Origin of the sequence: Nocardioides sp., from assembly GCF_041393715.1 — a bacterium.
Taxonomy (GTDB): Bacteria; Actinomycetota; Actinomycetes; order Propionibacteriales; family Nocardioidaceae; genus Nocardioides.
The window spans coordinates 166,155-185,936 of record NZ_JAWKJQ010000003.1 but is presented as its reverse complement, the minus strand read 5'-3'; the positions used below and the strand labels follow the sequence as shown (position 1 = coordinate 185,936).

General features: G+C 72.3%; 18 protein-coding genes. 6 read left to right on the top strand and 12 right to left on the bottom strand.

Translation table 11 applies throughout. The features are described from left to right. Positions 1-5: 5 nt before the first annotated feature. The 5 genes from R2740_RS06270 to R2740_RS06250 are packed head-to-tail and all read right to left on the bottom strand — an operon-like array spanning position 6 to position 4,121. Positions 6-920 carry a hypothetical protein gene (locus tag R2740_RS06270; RefSeq protein ID WP_371301831.1) on the bottom strand — a complete coding sequence of 305 codons (915 nt, stop codon included), beginning with the start codon at positions 918-920 and terminating at the stop codon, positions 6-8. A 9-nt stretch (positions 921-929) separates the two neighbouring features. Continuing rightward, positions 930-1,430 (bottom strand): GNAT family N-acetyltransferase, encoded by a 501-nt coding sequence (locus tag R2740_RS06265; RefSeq protein ID WP_371301830.1) that lies wholly within the window; start codon positions 1,428-1,430, stop codon positions 930-932. Between the two features lie 7 nt (positions 1,431-1,437). Beyond that, positions 1,438-2,124 (bottom strand): response regulator, encoded by a 687-nt coding sequence (locus tag R2740_RS06260; RefSeq protein ID WP_371301829.1) that lies wholly within the window; start codon positions 2,122-2,124, stop codon positions 1,438-1,440. A gap of 9 nt (positions 2,125-2,133) precedes the next feature. Beyond that, positions 2,134-3,270: a MacS family sensor histidine kinase gene (macS, locus tag R2740_RS06255; protein WP_371301828.1), complete on the bottom strand. Its 1,137-nt coding sequence runs from the start codon at positions 3,268-3,270 to the stop codon at positions 2,134-2,136. Between the two features lie 32 nt (positions 3,271-3,302). Continuing rightward, positions 3,303-4,121 carry a lysophospholipid acyltransferase family protein gene (locus tag R2740_RS06250; protein WP_371301827.1) on the bottom strand — a complete coding sequence of 273 codons (819 nt, stop codon included), beginning with the start codon at positions 4,119-4,121 and terminating at the stop codon, positions 3,303-3,305. 159 nt (positions 4,122-4,280) lie between these two features. Between R2740_RS06250 and R2740_RS06245 the strand changes: the two genes are divergently transcribed. Beyond that, positions 4,281-5,048: an alpha/beta hydrolase gene (locus R2740_RS06245; RefSeq protein ID WP_371301826.1), complete on the top strand. Its 768-nt coding sequence runs from the start codon at positions 4,281-4,283 to the stop codon at positions 5,046-5,048. 32 nt (positions 5,049-5,080) lie between these two features. Here the strand turns inward: R2740_RS06245 and R2740_RS06240 are convergent, their stop codons facing one another. The 7 genes from R2740_RS06240 to R2740_RS06210 form a co-directional block, all read right to left on the bottom strand. Beyond that, positions 5,081-6,673, bottom strand: coding sequence for an ROK family protein (locus R2740_RS06240; RefSeq protein ID WP_371301825.1), 1,593 nt, complete (start codon positions 6,671-6,673; stop codon positions 5,081-5,083). Between the two features lie 28 nt (positions 6,674-6,701). Continuing rightward, positions 6,702-8,423 (bottom strand): pilus assembly protein TadG-related protein, encoded by a 1,722-nt coding sequence (locus R2740_RS06235; protein WP_371301824.1) that lies wholly within the window; start codon positions 8,421-8,423, stop codon positions 6,702-6,704. Continuing rightward, on the bottom strand, positions 8,420-8,836 hold the full coding sequence (locus tag R2740_RS06230; protein WP_371301823.1) for a TadE/TadG family type IV pilus assembly protein: 417 nt from the start codon (positions 8,834-8,836) through the stop codon (positions 8,420-8,422). Before R2740_RS06230 ends, R2740_RS06235 begins: the two co-directional genes overlap by 4 nt. A gap of 335 nt (positions 8,837-9,171) precedes the next feature. Beyond that, complete coding sequence (locus R2740_RS06225) at positions 9,172-10,113, bottom strand: ROK family glucokinase (protein WP_371301822.1); 942 nt, start codon at positions 10,111-10,113, stop codon at positions 9,172-9,174. Beyond that, complete coding sequence (locus tag R2740_RS06220) at positions 10,110-10,511, bottom strand: hypothetical protein (RefSeq protein WP_371301821.1); 402 nt, start codon at positions 10,509-10,511, stop codon at positions 10,110-10,112. The genes R2740_RS06225 and R2740_RS06220 overlap by 4 nt, the downstream gene beginning before the upstream one ends. Next, positions 10,508-11,695, bottom strand: a complete 1,188-nt coding sequence (locus R2740_RS06215) for an ArsA family ATPase (protein WP_371301820.1) — start codon at positions 11,693-11,695, stop codon at positions 10,508-10,510. Before R2740_RS06215 ends, R2740_RS06220 begins: the two co-directional genes overlap by 4 nt. Before the next feature lie 25 nt (positions 11,696-11,720). Beyond that, positions 11,721-12,158, bottom strand: coding sequence for an SRPBCC family protein (locus tag R2740_RS06210; protein ID WP_371301819.1), 438 nt, complete (start codon positions 12,156-12,158; stop codon positions 11,721-11,723). A gap of 138 nt (positions 12,159-12,296) precedes the next feature. Between R2740_RS06210 and R2740_RS06205 the strand changes: the two genes are divergently transcribed. From R2740_RS06205 to R2740_RS06185, 5 genes are all read left to right on the top strand, one after another. Then, positions 12,297-14,081 carry a long-chain fatty acid--CoA ligase gene (locus R2740_RS06205; protein WP_371301818.1) on the top strand — a complete coding sequence of 595 codons (1,785 nt, stop codon included), beginning with the start codon at positions 12,297-12,299 and terminating at the stop codon, positions 14,079-14,081. A 285-nt stretch (positions 14,082-14,366) separates the two neighbouring features. After that, entirely contained in the window at positions 14,367-15,149 is a 783-nt protein-coding gene (gene cpaB / locus R2740_RS06200; protein WP_371301817.1) for a Flp pilus assembly protein CpaB, read from the top strand. Between the two features lie 33 nt (positions 15,150-15,182). Beyond that, positions 15,183-16,349 carry a CpaE family protein gene (locus R2740_RS06195; RefSeq protein WP_371301816.1) on the top strand — a complete coding sequence of 389 codons (1,167 nt, stop codon included), beginning with the start codon at positions 15,183-15,185 and terminating at the stop codon, positions 16,347-16,349. Next, a complete protein-coding gene (locus tag R2740_RS06190; protein WP_371301815.1) occupies positions 16,346-17,860 on the top strand; it encodes a CpaF family protein in 1,515 nt (504 codons plus the stop codon). Before R2740_RS06195 ends, R2740_RS06190 begins: the two co-directional genes overlap by 4 nt. Beyond that, entirely contained in the window at positions 17,860-19,779 is a 1,920-nt protein-coding gene (locus R2740_RS06185; RefSeq protein ID WP_371301814.1) for a type II secretion system F family protein, read from the top strand. Before R2740_RS06190 ends, R2740_RS06185 begins: the two co-directional genes overlap by 1 nt. Positions 19,780-19,782 lie beyond the last annotated feature (3 nt).

Here is a 19,782-nt window from a genome sequence, read left to right as displayed (position 1 = left end):
GGCGGTCAGTCCAGGTCGTCGAGCTCGGTCTGCCGGGCGTCACGCTCGGCCTCGGCGTCGGCCAGCGCGACGGCGGCGTCCTCGACCTCCTCCTCGGCCTCACCGACCTGGTCGTCGAGCTCCTCGGCGCGCGCCTCGCGCTCGGCCACCTGGCGACGGAGCTCGTCGAGCTCGGCCTGCACCTGGAGCCCGGCGGCGCGCAGCCTCTCCAGGGCCCGCTCGGCCCGGCGGTGCGCCTGCGTCGCCGCGCGGACCGTCGAGCTCGCCTCCCGCACCGCCTTCTCCGCCTCACGCCGGGCCGCGCGCAGCGCCGCGGCGTCCGGCTCCGGTGACGGTACGACGTGCAGCTCGGGCCGCGGGGTCGGCGCGGCCTCGCGGGCGGTCGCCTCGAAGCCCAGCGCGTCGGGCAGCGCGACCGCCGCCGCCACGTCGGCGGCGTCGACCCCGTTGGCGCTCAGCGAGGTCACCAGCAGGCCGCTGCGCACCGCCTCGGCGGCACCCTCGTCGACCATCGCGGCCGTCAGGGTCGCCTCGACCTGCTCGGCGACCGACTCGGTCACCCGGGCCCCCTCCTCGGCAGCCAGCGCCCGGGCCTGGGTGGTGACCGCCGCGGTGACCTGCCGGCGCTGCCTGGTCAGGGCCCGCAGCTCGTCGCCGTCGAGCGTGCGCTGGGCCTCCCGCAGCGCGGCGCCGACCTGCAGCACCTGGTCGACCTGGGCGGCGTCCCGGCGGACCAGCAGGTTGACGACCCAGGCCGCCACCGACGGCCTCCGCAGCGCCTTGACACCCGCGGCGAGGTCCCGATCGGCGCTCCGCAGCTCCTTGGCCAGCGCGTCGCGGGCCGCGGTGAACTCACCCGCCGGCAGCCCGTAGAGCTCGTCTGCATGCGCCAGCAGCGGGTCGTCGGAGGCGGAGGGCACCGGCCCAGCCTAGGGCTCGACCACCGGCCCCGCGCCGAGCGCGTAGCCCACCTCCGTCGGGTACGGCGGCCACGGCTCCGGCTGCGTCTCCCCGGTCGGCCGCCAGCCCTCCCGCTCGTAGACGGCGCGGGCCCGGTGGTTGTCGGCGAGACACCACAGCCTCAGCTCGGTGTGCCCGGCGGCCCGCAGCCGCTCCTGGGCGTGCCGGAGCGCGGTGGTGCCGAGTCCCTGCCCCCACAGGGCCGGCGCCACGGCGAGCTGGCGGACCGTGCCGTGGTCGTCGTAGGCCACGACGCAGGTCAGCTCGGCCTCCGAGCCGTCGACGACGTCCACGGTGGTCCCCGGATCGGCCAGCACCAGGTGCCAGCGGGCCAGCACGTCCGCCGACGGGTAGGGGTGCCGGTCGGCCGGGAACACGTGCCCGAGCGCGGCCAGGCTCGCCGCACGCTCCAGACCCAGCAGCGCCTCGGCATCCGCGGCCCCGGCCCGCCGGAAGGCGGCCGAGGTCACCGCGGGCTCACCCGTCGTCGTCCTCGTCGGCGTCGAGCCCGTGCTCGATGGCATAGCGGGTGAGCTGCACCCGGTTGTGCATCTGCAGCTTGCGCAGGGTGTTCTGGACGTGGTTCTGCACCGTGCGATGGGAGAGCACCAGCCGGTCGGCGATCTGCTTGTAGGACAGCCCCTTGGCCACCATCTTGAGCACCTCGGTCTCGCGCTCGGTGAGCTCGGGGGCGTCGGGGTCGGGGTGGGCGGGCCCGTCGGAGAGCCGCCGGAACTCCCCGAGCACCAGCCCGGCGAGGCCGGGCGTGAAGACGGTGTCGCCCTGGGCCACCCGGCGCACGGCGCGGATCAGCTCCTCGCGGGAGGCCGACTTCACGAGGTAGCCGGTCGCCCCCGCCTTGACCGCGTCGAGCACATCGGCCTGCTCCCCGGAGGCCGACAGGATCAGCACCCGGGCCGAGGGGTCCTGGGTCAGCACCTCGCGGGTCACCTCGACCCCGCTCGGCGGCGGGATCTGCAGGTCCAGCACCACCACCTGGGGCCGGGCCGCCGGGAAGCGCGCCAGCGCCTCGGTGCCGGTGGCGGCGACGCCGACGACGACGAACCCGGCGTCCTGGAGGTCGCGCTCGACGGCGTCGCGCCACATCGGGTGGTCGTCGACGACCATCACCCGGATCGGCTCGCCCTCGGTCGCGGTGTCCATGCGCCGACCCTACCGAGCGCCAGCCGCGGGTCGGGCCGGGTCGAGCGGGAACGTCAGCTCCCACTCCGTGCCGTCGCCACCCGTGACCAGCTCCGCCCGTCCCCCGAGCTCGGCCACCCGCCCCAGGATCGAGTCGCGGACGCCGAGCCGGCCCTCCGCCGCGGCGGCGTCGAGGCGACCCTCCGGGATGCCCAGGCCCTCGTCGCGCACGGTGACCACGACCTCGTCGGAGATCTGCTCCAGCAGCACCCAGGCGGGCGCCTCGAGACCGACGTGGCGGGCCACGTTGTCCAGGCAGGCCGACACGACGGCGACGACCTCCCGGACCACCACCGCGGGCAGCAGCACCGGCGTGCCCGGCGTGGCCACCGAGACGACCGGCGGCCGTGCGGCCTCGAGCCGCTCCAGCTCGGCGGCGAGGTCGACCTCGCCCTCCTCGCCGGCCTCGGCGGGCACCGAGTCCTGCTGCCGGATCAGCGACCGCAGCGCGCTCTCCTGCTCCCCCGCCATCCGGCCCAGCTCGGCGAGGTCTCCGCCGGCCTCGGCTCCGCGACGCTGCATGAGTGCGAGCACCTGCAGCACCCCGTCGTGGACGGCGCGGGCCAGCCGGGTCCGCTCCTCGGCGGCGGCCGCGGCGCGCTCGGCCCGGTCACGCTCGACCCCCATCAGCTGCAGGGTCTCGCACATGTAGCCGACGATCGGCCCGCCGACCAGGAGCAGGAAGACGTTGCCGTAGTTGGACTGGGTGATCTGGTCGCGGATCGCCAGGTCGGCGGCGGCGAGGCAGGCCCCCGCGAACAGGCCGCCTCGCCAGCGGTAGTGCACCGCCCAGGCGAGCAGCGCCCCCATCACCCAGAAGCCGGGGATGGTGGCCCGCAGCTGCTCCCCCTTGACGACGGGCGAGACCAGGATCGCGCCGACGGCGATCGCGAGGTCGGCCGCCAGCAGCCAGGTGGTCCGGCGAGCGGCGTCGCGGTAGGCCCAGGTGGCGTACGCCGTCCACGCGACCAGCACCAGCACCACCACGATGCCGGCCCAGGGGTGCACGAAGTTGTCGTGACGCCACAGGTTGAGGCCGACGGCGTTGACCAGCACCACCCAGCGCAGCACCGCCAGCGCACGCAGCAGCCTGTCCTCGACGGCCACGGCCGCCGGCGCCGACCACCACGGCTCGGTGCTCAGGAGGCTGCCCTCCGGTCCTCGCCGTCCGTCGTGGGACCGTCGGTGTCGTCGGCGCCGCCCGCCTCCTGCTCGGCGGCGGCGGCCGCCTCCTGCTCCGCCTTGGCCGCCCGCTCCGCGCGCTTCGCCTCGTCCTTGGCCTTGGCGGCCAGCTCCTTGGCCTTCTGCGCGTAGAGGTCGACGTACTCCTGCCCGGAGAGCCGCATGATCTCGTACATGATCTCGTCGGTGATCGAGCGCAGGATGTAGCGGTCGTTCTCCAGGCCGTCGTAGCGCGAGAAGTCCAGCGGCTCGCCGAAGCGCACCGACGGCCGGGTGACCGCACCGAACTTCTTCCCGGGCGGCGCGACCACGTCGGTGCCGAGCACCGCGACCGGGATGACCGGGACGCCGGTCTCCAGGGCCAACCGGGCCACGCCGGTGCGGCCGCGGTAGAGCCGACCGTCGTGCGAGCGGGTGCCCTCGGGATAGATCCCGAACAGCTCCCCCTCCTCGAGGATCCGGCGCGCCGATGTCAGCGCCCCCTCGGCGGCGGTGGCGCCCGAGCGGTCGATCGGCACCTGGCCGGCCCCGGAGAAGAACTTCCGCTGGAACCAGCCCTTGATCCCGGGGGTGGTGAAGTACTCCGCCTTGGCCACGAAGGTGACCCGCCTCGGGAGCGTCAGCGGCATGAAGAGCCAGTCGGCATAGGACAGGTGGTTGCTCGCCAGGATCGCCGGCCCGGTCTCGGGCACGTGCTCCTCACCCTCGACCCGCGGACGGAAGATCAGCCGCAGCACGGGACCGATCGCGATCCACTTCAGGAACCAGTAGAACAACCGGGGGGTCTCCTCTCCGAGCGTCGCGGCACGCGACAGACAGAGGCTAGTCCCTGGGCGCGCCCGGACCCCAGAGCCCGGACACTCAGCGCCTCCTCACCTCGGACAGCCCGCGGGGTGTCCGCTGACGGCCGCCGTCGGGAGGGGCACAATGCCTCCATGGCCATCGACCCGCACGCCGCCCCGCTGTCCGTCGCCGCGCGACCCGAGCTCACCGGCGGTCGCCGGATCGGCGTGCTGCTGAGCCATGGGTTCACCGGGTCGCCGTTCTCGATGCGCCCGTGGGGCGAGCATCTCGCCGCGCTCGGGTACGCCGTCGAGGTGCCGCGGCTGCCCGGTCACGGCACCTCGGTGGCGGAGGCCAACCGCACCCGCTGGGAGGACTGGTACGCCGAGATCTCCCGCACCTTCGAGAAGCTGGCCGCCGAGAACGACGCCGTCGTGGCCGGCGGGCTGTCGATGGGCGGCGCGCTGGTGCTCCGGCTGGCCGCCGACCAGGGCGATCGGCTCTCCGGTGTCATGGTCGTGAACCCGGCGGTCAAGACGCTGCGCAAGGACGTGCTGGCGCTGCCGGTGCTCAAGCACGTCGTGGCCGCGTTCCCGGCGATCGGCAACGACATCAAGAAGCCCGGCCAGGACGAGCACGCCTACCCCAAGACGCCGCTCAAGGCCGCCGCCTCCATGTTCGGTGGCTACAAGGCGCTGATCCCCGACCTCGGCCGGATCACGGTGCCGCTGCTCTACTTCCGCTCCACGGTCGACCACGTCGTCGACGAGTCGTCCGAGCCGGCCATCCTCGGCGGCGTGTCCTCGGCCGATGTCGAGCGGGTGTCGCTCGAGAACAGCTACCACGTCGCCACGATCGACAACGACGCCGACCTGATCTTCGAGAAGAGCGCGGAGTTCATCGGCCGGGTCGCCGGCTGACGAGCACCGGCCGTGCCGCGCCCCTGGCCCCGTCACCGGGCGCGGCCTACGGTGGTGCCGTGAGCGAGCGGGAACCCGACGCCCGGGACGAGGACGAGCTGTGGCGCTCGATCGTGGACAACTACGGCGACCGCGCCGAGCTGAGCCCGGACGAGCTCGCCGCCGAGGCACGTCCCGCCGAGGGCCCCGCTGAGCCGCCCGCCACCGACCCCGGGGAGCCGGAAGTCTTCCTCGACGACGAGGTCGAGGAGTTCGTGCCGCCGGAGCCGCCGCCCGTGCCGCTCCCCCGCGGACCTCGGCTGGCCGCCTGGGGAGGGGTGCTCCTGGGACCGCTGCTGATGCTGCTGGCCGCGCTCACCCGCACCACCCTGCCCACCCTCGGCGGGCTGGCGCTGGTCTCCTGGTTCATCGGCGGGTTCGCCTACCTGGTGGCCACCATGCCTCGCGGCCCCCGCGACCCCGGGGACGACGGCGCCGTCGTCTAGCCGCGACGTGCGCGGTCCGGTCCCGCGACCTGCGGGAAATGGTCCGCCGACCTGCGGGAAATGGTCCGCCGACGTGCGGGAAATGGCGACGCGAGGGTCAGTCGGAGACCCGCGGCGCCGTGCCCAGCGGCCCGGTGGCGATCGCCCACCGGTTGGGGCGGAGCGTGGCGCGAGCCAGCGCGGCCGCGCCGACCAGGCCGGCCTCGGGACCGAGCTGCGCCTGGTGCACGGGCGGCACCACCCGGTGGGCCGCGCCCACCAGGGAGCTCGCCATCTCTGCGCGCGCCGGCCCCAGCAGCAGGTCTCCGCGTCGGACACCCCGCCGCCGACGACCACGCAGTCGGGGTCGAAGGCGGCGACCAGGTTGGCGATGCCGACACCCAGCCAGGTGCCGACCTCGTGGAAGGCCGCGCGGGCGACGGCGTCTCCCGCGACGGCCGCCTCGGTCACCATCGGCCCGGTGATCCGGTCGACGTCCCCCGCGCAGGCCGCCTCGAGGCTCGTCGGCTCCTGGCCGATCCGGGCGCGGACGAAGCGCACCAGCGCGTTGCCGGAGGAGTACTGCTCCCAGCAGCCCGTGCCCCCGCACTCACACGGCAGCCCGTCGGGCACGACCTGCATGTGGCCGAACTCGCCGGCCATCCCGTTGCGGCCCCGGTGCACGGCCCCGTCGAGGAGGATGGCACTGCCGATCCCGGTGCCGAGGGTGATCATCAGCGCCGAGTGGGTGCCGCGCGCCGCGCCGTACGTCCACTCGCCGACGGCGGCGCAGTTGGCGTCGTTGTCGAGCACGACCGGCGCGCCCCAGCGCTGCTGGAGATGGGCCCGGACCGGCTCACCGCGCCAGGGCAGGTGCGGGGCGAACATCACCCGCTCACCGGCCTGGTCGACGAACCCCGCTGCGGCGACGCCGACCGCGGCGATCGGGGTGCCGTCGGCGACGTCGAGCACGGCCGCGACCAGCGCGTCCTCCACGATGGTCGGGTCGACCAGGCGACCCGGCGTCGACCGGCGTGCGGTCGCCACCACCTCACCGCTGCTGGTCACCACCCCGGCGAGCACCTTGGTGCCGCCGACGTCGACGCCGACGTAGAGCCCGCGCTTCTTCAGCCGCGACGGTCGTTTGGACGCTTGCCTCATGGAGGCTGATCCTAGGGCCGGCGTGAGGTCAGTCGCTGAGCACCGGGACGAGCGGCCCGTTGGGGTCGAGGATGACACCCGCCTCGGCGGCGCCGTCGGCCGGGAGAGCGTTCTTGTTGAAGAACACGACGTGCATCGACACCACGCGGTTGCTCTGGATGTCGGTGCCGTTCATGGTGGTGCTCGGCGTGCCGTCGGTGAACAGCTGCGTGTTGTACGACGACTCGTTGGCCTCGGAGGTGATGAAGCAGGGGCGGATGTCGGTGATGGAGTAGTGCCCGCTGCCGCCGCTCGTCGGGTCCACGGAGATCACCGGCACGTAGCAGAACCGCGGCGAGTTGTAGATCTCCGGGTCTAGGGCCGGGCCGCCGCTGTAGGTCGGCGACGCGATGTCCGCGAGCGTCATGGCCGGGTTCGCCATGAAGCACGACAGCGTGTCGTCGTTGACCGAGTGACCGAGCAGCTGTCGCTGCCGGGTGACGTGACCGGGTGAGCACTCACGACCCGCGACCGCCGTGGTCGTGGGGTGCAGCTCCAGCCGGCCGACCTTGCCGGTGCCGGTGCCGGTGACCAGACCCTGCGTCGCGACCTGGGCGGTGAGACCGGTGTCGGTGTCGACGCAGTTGGTGTTCGGATAGCGGGTCGCGCCGCCGGTCGTCGCGGTGTAGACCACGTTCGCGGCCCCGGGGGTGCACTCGGGGATCTGCGCGGTGTTGGTCTGGACGGTCAGCGACAGCGGTGGGTCGAGGCCGGAGGCGATGTTGTCCGGGGCCCAGGTGGAGGGCTGCGTCGAGCGCGCCAGCTTGAGCATGCCGTAGTTGCCGGCGTCCGACGTGCCCGGACACATGATCGGCCCGTCGCCGATCCGGATCGGCAACGCGTTGTCGAGCGCGGTCCAGCCCTTGTTGCCGGTGTTCTTGTAGACCCTGATCCACCACACACCGGCCGCACCGGCCACCCCTGCGGGCAGGGTCGCCGTCACCTGGGAGCTCGAGGCGCTGGTCGCCGGCACCTCGTAGATGTTGGGGCTCTCGGAGGTCTTGCGATAGAAGCCCACCGTGGTCACCCCGGACAGGCCGCTTCCCTCGATGGTCACGGTGCCGGTCACGCCGACGTCGAACTGGTAGGGCGTGGCATGGTCGAGCACCGAGTTGGTGGTCTGGCTGGAGTTGGACGCCGGTGACTGCAGGTTGGTCGGGACGATGCTCTGGACGTGCCCGTTGGCCGGGTCGCTGAGCGTCTGGGCGCCGTAGTCGCAGCCCTCGCCGAACACGGCGTAGAACGGGATCAGGTGATCGGCGGCCGGGGTGCCGAGGCCGACGGTGGCGGAGGACGCCACGTCGGTGCTGGAGTTGCCGGTGAGCGGAACCGACAGCCCGAAGTTCACCGTGGCTCCGGGAGTCACCACCTTCATGGCGTACTTCGAGGGGAAGGTCACCTCGCCGTTGCCCAGGTCGCCGTCGGTCAGCTGGGACGCGGAGATCGCATCCTGGCCGGCCTTGAGGTTGTGGTTGAGATAGTCGGCGGCCGACTGCACCGCGGCGGCCTGCGAGACGGTCAGCTTCGCCGCCGCCGAGGTCGCGGCCAGGTCCGCCTGCGACTGGGTCTCCGCCTTGCGCTGGTAGAGGTTGCCGAGGTCCACACCCAGCGCGGCCAGACCGAAGAGCGCGGTCGCCAGCAGCGCGAACATGACGGCGTAGGCACCCCGCTCGTCGCGGCGCCGGGCGGCCCAGAAGCTCGCCCGGCTCATCCGCAGTTGCTCCAGTTCGTGTTGGCGGTCGAGCTGAAGTTCTCGACCCGGGCGATCGACACCTCGCGCACGTTCGCGTCGCTGATCATCGGGACGAACGGGAAGTTCATGTCGACCGAGTGGTAGGTCACCACGATGCGGGCGTTGGCGCCGGTGTAGGCGGCCACCGGCGTGCTGAAGGAGGTGTCCTCGGGCTTGTAGTAGCGGCGGGTCACCTTGAAGTCGGACTCGACGAGCTTGGTGCTGGCCTGCGCCTGGCTGAGGAGCTCAGTGCAGGACTGGCCCACGGCCGCGCGGCGAGCGGCATCACGGGCGGCGTTGGCCGCGGACTGGGTCGACCAGAAGTAGAGGGAGTACTGGATCATCCCGAACAGCAGGGTCAGGAAGACCACGACGAGCAGGGCGAACTCCACCGCCGAGCCGCCGGCCTCCGAGTGCCGTGCCCGTCGAAGGCCCCGATGTCTGGGGCTGGGGGTCTGGGGGGTCCCCTTGCGTCGATTCACACGCTGGCCTTTCCCGAGTCTGTCGCCGACTCCGACCTCGGGGGGTGAGGTCCGGCGATCGCGGTGATCGTAAGCAGCGCACCTGCTCGTCCCCCGTCGTTTCGGGCAAATCGAGGAGCCGGCACCCCGCCCGGCTCACAGATGCCCCAGGGTGGTCTAGTCCGGGGTGCGCGTGGTGTAACGGCAGCCCCGATCACAGCGTTGTCTCGGGCCGGCGTACGCCGGGAGCTGTGGGCCGATCGGGCTCAGCGGCGTGCCAGGTCGGCGGCCCCGATGATCCCGGCCCGGTTGCCGAGCCGGGCCGGCCGGATCGCCTGGATCGGGCGGTGCTCCGGCGCGATCACCTCGCCGAGGAACGCCTGCCGCGCCGGTTCGACCAGCAGGTCGCCGGCCTGGCTCACGCCACCGCCGATCACGGTCACGGCGGGGTCGAGCACCGTGGCCAGAGCGGCGATGCCCTCCCCCAGCCACCGGCCGAGCTCGGCGAGCAGATCGACGCAGAAGGGGTCCCCCGCACCGGCCAGCTCGGTGACCATCGGGCCGGTGACGGCGGTCGGGTCGCCACCCGCGCGGGTGACCAGGGGCCGGGACTCGGGGGACCCGCCGATGGCGCGTTGCCGCGCGTTGCGCACCAGCGCGCTGCCACTGGCGTACTGCTCGAAGCAGCCGCGGTTGCCGCAGCCGCACGGATGGCCGCCCGGGACCATCCTCAGGTGTCCGACCTCTGCGGCGACCCCGAACGCCCCGCGCAGCAGGTCACCACCCAGGACGATGCCGCCGCCGACCCCGGTGCCGATGGTCAGCAACAGCAGGTCGTCGACGTCGGCGCCGGCCCCGAAGGCGAACTCTCCCCAGGCGGCCGCGTTGGCGTCGTTCTCGACGACCACCGGGAGCCCGACGCCGGCCTCGAGGTCGGCGCGCAGCGGCACGTCGCGCAGCGCCAGGTTGGGCGTGAACATCACCACCGACCGACCCGAGTCGATGTAGCCGGCCATCCCCACGCCCACCGCCTCGACCTCGTGCCCGGCGCGCAGCTGCTGCACCAGCGCGACGATGGTCTGCTCGATGCGGTCCGTGTCATCGGCCGGTGAGACGACGGTCGCCTCGGCCAGGATGACGCCCCCCTCGTCGACCACGCCTCCCGCGATCTTGGTGCCACCCACGTCGATGCCGATGGTCAGGGTCACGGCTGTTCCTCCGGCCAGTCGTCCTCGACGGGGATGTGCTCGACCCCGGTCCCGGAGGGGTCCGGGCCGTCCTGCGCGGCCTGCGCCGCCGACAGCAGCGCCGTGAGCGCATGCGCCAGGGAGGCCCCGGCCGAGCCGAGATGGGCGCGCACCTCCGGGGAGGTCCCCCGCAGGAGACGCACGCCCTGGCAGATCGGGCAGTAGGTGCACTCGGGGTCGCCGGTCGCGAGGTGGTCGTGGAGGTCCTGGCCGACCACTCCGGCCCGCTCCACCACGTCGTCGAGGGCCGGCGCGTGCTCGCCGGCCCAGCCGGACAGCACGCCGAGCAGCTTGGCCGCCTCCTCGGCGAGCGAGCCGACCTCACGGTCGTCGGCCGCGCCGCTGGACTGGTCGGTCACGCGGTCGTCTCCTCGAATCGCACCTGGAGCTCGCCGTCGACGACGCGAGCACCCGTGACGCTATGGCGTGCGAGGGCGGGAGGCAACGTCAGCAGCCGACGGTACGCCGCCACGGTGACGGCCAGCTCGTCGCCGTGCCGGGTCAGGTCCACGTCGGAGCGCTCGACCAGCGGCAGGGCCAGGCGCAGCGTCGTGGCCGCGCCGTCGCGGGTGAACCGCAGCGGCTCGGCCCCCGACGGATCGGCCAGCGCGTCGTGACCGGCGTACAGCTCCTCGGCGAGGGCGGCCAGCGCCGCGGTGCCCACGGGCTCGTCGTCGCGGTAGCAGGCCCGCCACAGCGGCAGGCCGACGAAGGACTCCCGCACCCGGCCCATCACCTCCGCCTGCGCGGCCACCCAGCGCGCACGCCACTCGTCGGCGCCCGCCTCCGGGAAGACCCGGTTGACCACCGCGCCATCGACCCGGTAGCCGTAGAGCGACAGCGTCGTGAGCGAGCGGCGGGCCTCGGCCAGCACGACGTTCTCGGGAGTCAGCACCAGCCGCACCGACGCCCGCGGTCCCGCCAGCAGCGAGCGGACCTCGTCGAGCTCACCGTGCAGCCGCTGCACCGCGCCGAACACGTTGTCCTCGGGCATCGGTACGCCGGCCGCGCGGCTCAGCACCGGGCCGAGCGCGCGGACCACCCGCCGTTCGACCGGGAAGACCCGGTGCATGTACCACCCCAGGGCCTCCGGCAGCGCGAGCAGCCGGAGCGTCTCCGCGGTCGGCGCGCAGTCGACCACCACGGCGTCCCAGTCGCCGGTGCGCACCTGCAGCCGGAGCTCGAGGAGCGCCAGCACCTCCTCGGCACCGGGCAGCACGGTCAGCTCCTCGGCCGTGACCGGGTCCACGCCTCCGGCGTCCAGGACGCTGCGCAGGTAGCGTGAGATCTCCGACCAGGAGGCCTCGAAGCGCCGCTGCGCATCGACCTGCTGCAGGTGCAGCAGGTCGTCGACCTGGGTCGGGTCGGGGCCCGGACGGTGGACGCCGAACGCGTCGGCGAGCGAGTGCGCCGCGTCGGTCGAGAGCACCAGGGTCCGCAGGCCCCGGCGGGCCGCGAGGCAGGCGGTGCCGGCGGCGATGGTCGACTTGCCGACGCCGCCCTTGCCGGTGAACAGGAGGATGCGCGGGTCGCCCCGGCTCACGCCGCCCGACCCCGGTGTCGACGGGTCATGAGGACTCGACGCGCTGCTTGAGCCCCTTGAGCGCCGCGTCGATGATCATCTTCTCGCCCTTGCGCTTGATCATGCCGATCAGCGGGATGGAGAGGTCGAGCGCCAGCCGGTAGGTCACCTCCGTGCGCCCGTCGCCGAGGTCGGCCAGGAGATAGGCGCCGTCCATGTGCGTCAGCACCTTGCCCTCGACCAGCTGCCAGGTCACCCCGTCGTAGCCGTCCCACTCGTAGGCCAAGGTGTACTCGTCGCGGATCGGCGCCACGTCGAGGGCGAAGAAGACCTGCTCCGCCCAACCGTCGTCGCCGTCGACGACCACCTCGGCGCGGCTGACCCCCTTCGCCCACTCGGGGTAGGAGGGGAAGTCGCCGATCACCTCCATGACGGCGGCCGGCTCGGCCTCGATGACGATCGAGGACGTCGTCTGCTCGGCCATCCTGCTCCCCTCGTCGCTCTCGGGCGCCAGTGAGCGTACCGGACCCGGTGGCCGGGACCGGCAGCGGTAGCCTGCGCGGAGGGCCCCGACCGCCAGCACGGAGCCCACCGCCGGCAGCGACAGAGACGAGGAGCCACGGTGCGCGAGTACGCCGCCCCGGCGACGACCCGACCCGTCGCCGGCAACCTGACCGACGCCCTCGTCGACTGGGCGGAGCGATCTCCCGAGCGGGCGCTCCTCGCGCGCCGGTCGAGCGAGGGGTGGACCGACGTCTCGGCCGCCGACCTGCTGCGCCAGGTGACCGGTGTCGCGAAGGGACTGGTCGCGGCCGGGATCGAGCCTGGCGACCGAGTCGTCCTGCTGTCTCGCACGCGCTACGAGTGGACGGTGCTCGACTACGCCATCTGGTTCGCCGGGGCGGTCACCGTGCCGGTCTACGAGACCAGCTCGGCCGAGCAGGTCGCCTGGATCCTCGAGGACTCCGGGGCCGTGGGTGTCGTCACGGAGACCGGCAGCCACGTCGCACGGGTGGCGCCGCTGCGGGCCGACCTCCCTGACCTCCGGCACGTGTGGTCGATCGACGACAACGCGGTGGAGGTGCTCACCCGCCTCGGCGCCGAGCTCACCGACGCCGAGCTCGAGTCCCGGCGTACCAGCCGCTCGGCCGACGACCTCGCCACCCTGATCTACACCTCCGGGACGACGGGACGTCCCAAGGGCTGCATGCTGTCCCACGGCAACTTCCTCGCCGAGGTCGAGGCGGCCGCCGAGGAGCTGCCCCAGCTGTTCGAGGAGGGCGCGTCGACGCTGCTGTTCCTGCCGTTGGCGCACGTCTTCGCCCGCGTCATCCAGGTCGGCTGCGTCATCACCGGAACCCGGCTCGGGCACACCTCCGACATCGCCAACCTGGCCACCGAGCTGCAGTCGTTCCGACCGACCTTCGTGCTGGCCGTGCCGCGGGTGTTCGAGAAGATCTTCAACACCGCCTCCCAGCGAGCCACCGCCGACGGCCGCGGGGCGATCTTCACCCGGGCGGCCGACACCGCCATGGCCTGGTCACGTGGTCTGGACCAGCGCCGGGCTCCCCTGCACGTGCGCGCCCAGCACGCCGCGTTCGACCGGCTCGTCTATCGCCGCCTGCGCGAGGCTCTCGGCGGCGCCTGCCGCTACGCCGTCTCCGGCGGCGCCCCCCTCGGCGAGCGGCTCGGCCACTTCTACCGGGGGATCGGCGTGACGGTGCTCGAGGGCTACGGCCTCACCGAGACCACCGCGGCACTGACCGCCAACCGCGCCGACGCGGTCCGGGTCGGCTCCGTCGGGCAACCGCTGCCCGGCGCCGCCGTCCGGGTCGCCGACGACGGGGAGCTCCTCGTGCGCGGACCGCAGGTCTTCTCCGGCTACTGGCACAACGACGACGCGACCGCCGAGGCGTTCACCGACGACGGCTGGTTCCGCACCGGCGACGTCGGGGAGCTCGACGGCGAGGGCTATGTGCGCATCACCGGCCGCAAGAAGGAGATCATCGTGACCGCGGGCGGCAAGAACGTCGCCCCGGCCGTGCTCGAGGACCGCCTGCGGGCGCACCCGCTGGTGGCTCAGTGCCTGGTCGTGGGCGACGGGCGCCCGTTCATCGGCGCGCTCGTCACCCTCGACCCCGACGCCGTCGGACCGTGGGCCGAGGCCCGCGGCAAGACCACCGACCTGGCGGTGCTGGCCGGCGACCCGGAGCTCGAGGCCGAGATCGCGAGCGCCGTCGACGATGCCAACCTCGCGGTGTCGAAGGCCGAGTCGATCCGCGCGTTCAAGGTGCTGCCGGTCGAGTGGACCGAGGAGGCCGGGCATCTCACGCCGAGCCTCAAGCTGCGCCGCAGCGTGGTGTTGCGCGAGCTGCGCGAGGAGATCGCGGACCTCTACCTGCCCTGACCGGGGCGTCGACACAGCCTGCTCGCGGTCCGCTCCCAGGGCCGTCGCAGCTGCCGTTGACCTGGCCACGAGGGCAGGTGCGACGGGGCATCATGCACGCCCGGCAGGGCGGCCATACAGGTTTTTCCGTTTTTGGGACAGGCCGCTGACTAGACAATTAGATTCCACGCCGAGAGCCCGCCAAGACCGCTCGGACCCGGCCTGGCAGGTCACTTCGAACCTTCATCCGAACCCCTGGATGGTGGCACGCCATCGTCCCTCGTGACCGAAAGGTGCCCCCGCACCATGAACCGACGCTCAGTCCTGCTGCTCCTCGCCACGCTGGTCGCCCTGGTGGGCACCGCGCTGGTCGTGGTGTACGTGCGCAGCGCAGACAACCGGGCTCAGGAGCAGTTCGACACCGTCGAGGTGCTGCGGGCCACCCAGACCATCGAGGCGGGTGAGTCCATCGAGGCCGCCACCTCGGCCGGCAAGATCGCCTCGCAGGCGGTCCCGAAGAACCAGGTGCTCGACGGCGCCATGCAGTCCGTCGACGCCCTCAAGGGCGAGGTCGCCGTCACCGACATCTACGCCGGTGAGCAGATCGTGCCCGCCAAGTTCGGCGGCCAGCCCGAGGGCGAGACGCTCGCGATCCCGGACGGGATGGTCGCGATCTCCGTGGAGCTGTCCGACCCCTACCGGGTCGCCGGGTTCGTCAACCCGGGCTCCGAGGTCGCCATCTACTACCTGCCGACCAGCCCCGACTCCGGCGCCGCGACGCCCGGGGCCGCCCAGCCGGGCGTGCCGGACCGCGTGCGGGTGCTGCTCAAGCGCGTCCTGGTGCTCGGCGTCGGCTCGACCTCGACCACGACCACGCGGAAGTCGGTCGACGAGAGCGGCCAGCAGACCACCTCCGAGGTGCCTCAGACGCTGCTCACGATCGCGGTCAACCAGCAGGACGCCGAGCGCGTGCTGTACGCCGAGGACGAGGTCGTCGACCACGGCGAGGTCGCCTTCGCCCTGCTCACCGACAAGAGCAAGGTCGAGTACACCCGCGGCGTCGGTCCCGACAACATCTACGTCAAGTAAGCCTGCAATCCCCCTGCGGGGAGGGAGACCGCAATGCCAGTCGTCATCGACACCGACAGCAGCGTCGTAGCCAAGCTGGTCACCGCGCTGCCTGCCGGTGCCCATGGGGTCGAGAGTGTGGACCGCCTCGGTCCGTGGCTCGACAACCGACCCGAGGAGTACCTCGTGGTGCTCGGGCCGAGCGTGCCCCTGGATGAGGCGTTGAGCGTCTGCGAGGACCTGCGGTTCAGCCGGCCGACCGTGAGCGTCGTGCTGGTCCGCAGCCTCGTGGACACCGACGTCCTCACCCGGGCGATGCACGCCGGCGCCCGCGACGTCGTCGCGGACAACGACGCGGACGCTCTCGGTGCCGCCGCCGGCCGGGCCCACCAACTGTTCACCGCACTGCGCGGTCCCGGTGGCGTCGCCCACATGGGCCGAGTGGTCTCGGTGTTCTCGCCCAAGGGCGGGGTCGGCAAGACGACGATGGCGGTCAACCTCGCGCTGACGCTCTCGGACCGGGGTGCGCGCCAGGTGTGCCTGATCGACCTCGACCTCGCGTTCGGCGACGTGGCGATCACCATGCAGCTGTTCCCGTCGCACTCGATCGAGCACGCGATCGGCAGCGAGGACAGCCTGGACTACGAGGCCATCGACGGCCTGCTGACCCGGCACGAGTCCGGCCTGATGGTGCTGGCCGCGCCCAGCCTCCCCGACGCCCACGACCGGGTCACCCCCTCGCTGGTGTCGCGGATGATCCGGGTGCTCAAGGAGAAGTACGACTACGTGATCGTGGACACCGCGCCGGCCTTCGACGAGCAGACGCTGACGGCGCTCGACGAGACCGACGACCTGGTGATGGTGGCCACGCTGGACGTGCCGACGCTCAAGAACGTCAAGGTGGCGCTCGAGACGCTCGACATGCTCAACATCGCGCAGGACCACCGCCACCTCCTGCTCAACCGCGCCGACGACGCCGTCGGCATCGGGGCCGAGAAGGTGGAGGCCATCCTCGGGATGCCCGTCACCAACCAGATCTCCACGTCGATCGACATCGCGGCCGCCACCAACGCCGGCCGTCCGATCGTCCTGTCGGCACCCGACCACGCCTCCAGCCGGGCCGTTCGAGCACTCGCCTCGACGCTCTCGGGTGGCGACGCGGCGGACTCCGACGACATGTCCGATGACAGCAACAACCGACGACGCAGGAAGCGCAGATGAGCTCTCTACGAGACCGCCTGGCGGCCGCGGCCGCCACCCAGGCCCCCGGTGCCCCGACCGCGTCGCCGACCTCCTCCCCGGTCGGCGCCCCCACGACCGACCCCGCGCAGGGCGCGGCTGGTCCGGCCGCGGGTGCGCCCGACGCGGGTGAGCACAAGTCGCCCGGCTTCAGCACCCCGCCCAAGCCGCAGCCGGCCCAGGCACCCGCCAAGAGCCTGAAGAAGCTCGGCAGCCAGGCCGACCGCATCGAGGAGCTCAAGGCCAGCGTGCACGGCCAGCTGCTCAAGGAGCTCGGCCCGCAGCTCTACGACGCCAACATGGACCAGCACGAGCTGGAGTCGCGCGTTCGGGCCGCCCTGCTCGACGTGCTGGCCCACCAGGACCGCCCGCTGAGCGCGAGTGACCGCACCCGGATCACCCAGGAGATCAGCGACGACATCCTGGGCTACGGACCGATCCAGCCCTACCTGCTCGACCCGGACGTCTCCGAGGTCATGGTCAACGGCCACACGAACATCTGGCTGGAGCGCAAGGGCAAGCTGGTCGCCGCCGACGCCGTGTTCGCCGACGAGGCGCACCTGCGCCGGATCATCGACAAGATCGTCTCGCGCGTCGGCCGACGCGTCGACGAGTCGAGCCCGATGGTGGACGCCCGCCTGCCCGACGGCAGCCGTGTCAACGCGGTGATCCCGCCGCTGGCGATCGACGGCTCCTCGCTGACGATCCGGAAGTTCTCGGCCGACCCGCTCACGGTCCACGACCTGATCCGGTTCGGCTCGCTCACCCCGCAGTCCGCCGAGTTCCTCGACGCCTGCGTGCGTGGCCGGCTCAACATCATCGTGTCCGGCAGCACCGGCGCCGGCAAGACGACGACGCTCAACGTGCTGTCGTCGTTCATCCCCGCCGACGAGCGGATCGTGACGATCGAGGACGCCGCGGAGCTCCAGCTGCACCAGGAGCACCTGGTCCGGCTCGAGTCGCGCCCGGCCAACATCGAGGGCAAGGGCGCCATCACCATCCGTGACCTGGTCAAGAACTCCCTGCGTATGCGTCCCGACCGGGTCATCGTCGGTGAGGTTCGTGACGCCTCCGCCCTGGACATGCTCCAGGCGATGAACACCGGTCACGACGGCTCGATCTGTACCCTCCACTCCAACGGCCCCCGCGACACCCTGTCCCGCCTGGAGACGATGGTGCTGATGGCCGGCATGGACCTGCCGATCCGCGCCATCCGCGAGCAGACCGCCTCCGCGGTCGACATGATCGTGCACCAGACCCGGTTCAAGGACGGCACCCGCCACATCACCCACATCACCGAGGTGGAGCGGATGGAGGGCGACGTGATCACCCTCCAGGACATCTTCCTCTACGACCACGCCGCGGGCTTCGACGCCGAGGGTCGCTACATGGGCACGCTGAAGCCCACCGGTCTGCGCCCCAAGTTCCTGGACAAGATGGCGCACGCCAACGTCCACGTCGACCCGATGCTCTTCGCGATGGGACGCGCCTGATGCCCAAGCGCCTTCTCTCCTACGTCCTGGCCGCCTGGGTGGCCGGGACCCTCGCCCTGGTGGGCGGGCCGGCGGTGGCCGCCGACGGCGCGAGCATCGCGCACGTCAAGCCCACCAAGGACGGGGTCAAGATCCTGGTGTCGGTGCCCGAGGGCGCCGACGTCGACCTGGGCGGCGTCACGGTCACGCTGGCCGGCAAGGACGCCGAGGCCACGGCGCGGTCCGCGGACAGCGACCAGGCGATCAAGCGCACCGCGATCCTGGTGATCGACACCAGCAACTCCATGAAGGGCGACCGCTTCGCCGCCGCCCAGGAGGCCGCACGCACCTTCCTCGCGACCGTCCCCGACAACGTCTACGTCGGCATCACCACGTTCGCGAGCGAGGTCGAGCAGCCCCTGGCTCCCACGCTGGACCGGGCCCAGGCCGTCGCCGTGCTCGACAAGCTGGAGCTGAGCAAGAAGACCAGCCTCTACGACGGCGTCATCGCGGCCACCAAGCAGGCCGGCAAGGACGGCCAGCGCAGCCTGCTGGTCCTCTCCGACGGCGCCGACACCAGCAAGACCCCGCTCGACCAGGCCACCAAGGCCATCGGCGACAGCGAGGTCGACGTGGACGTGGTCGCCCTGGAGCAGAAGGCCAAGAAGCTCGCACCGCTCGAGGCGATGGCCAGCGCCGGCAACGGCAGCGTCATCAACTCCGACCCGGAGGCGCTGCAGGAGGCCTTCGCCAGCGAGGCCGACGTGCTGGCGCGTCAGGTGGTCGTGGTCGCCACGCTGCCCGAGGGCCTGACCGCCACCGAGGGCAACATCGAGGTGACCCTCCCCGCGGGTGGTCAGACGCTGACGGCCAAGGCCTACGCCCCGCTCAGCAAGGGCGCTCCCGAGACTGCCGAGACCGCGGCGCCGCAGTACGTGCCGGTGAGCGGGTTCGCCCTGCCGGCCTGGGCCATGTACGCCGGCACGGCGCTGCTGGGCCTGAGCCTCGTGGTGCTGTTCATCAACCTGCTCCCCGGGAAGCCGAAGTCCGACTTCACCCCGGACGAGCGGGTCGCGCAGTACACCGCGATGACGGCGGGCATCCCGAACCCCAACCCGGTGGCGTCCGAGCGTGACATCAGCCTCGCCCAGGCCAAGGAGGCCGCGGCGGCGATGCTGCACCACAACCAGAGCCTGGAGGCGCGGATCGCCGCACGCCTCGAGCACGCCGGCAGCAACCTGAAGCCTGCGGAGTGGCTGCTCGCCCACGCGGCGATCGCCGTGATCTCCGGTGCGGTCGGCATGCTGCTCGGTCGCGGCAACATCATCGTGTCGATCATCTTCACGGTGCTGGGCGTCGTCCTGCCCTGGGTGTGGCTCGGCTTCAAGCGGTCGCGTCGACTCAAGGCGTTCAACTCCTCGCTGCCCGACACGCTGCAGCTGATGGCCGGTTCGCTGCAGGCCGGCCTGTCGCTGGCGCAGTCGGTCGACACCATCGTCAACGAGGGCACCGAGCCGATCGCGGGCGAGTTCAAGCGCGTGCTGGTCGAGACCCGCCTCGGCGTGACGCTCGAGGACGCCCTGGAGGGCATCACCGAGCGGTTCGACAGCAAGGACTTCGCCTGGGTGGTCATGGCCATCAAGATCCAGCGTCAGGTCGGCGGCAACCTCGCCGAGCTGCTCAACACGGTGGCCGGCACGATCCGCGAGCGGGAGTACATGCGCCGCCAGGTCGCCGCGCTCGCGGCCGAGGGCAAGCTGTCGGCCGTGGTGCTCGGTGGTCTGCCGCCGACGTTCCTGCTGTACCTGCTGCTCACCAACGGCGACTACGTCATGCCGATGTTCACCGACCCCCGCGGTTGGGTGATGCTCGGTGGCGGCGCGCTGCTGCTGTCGGTCGGCGTCTTCTGGATGAGCAAGATGGTCAAGGTGGAGGTCTGAGCC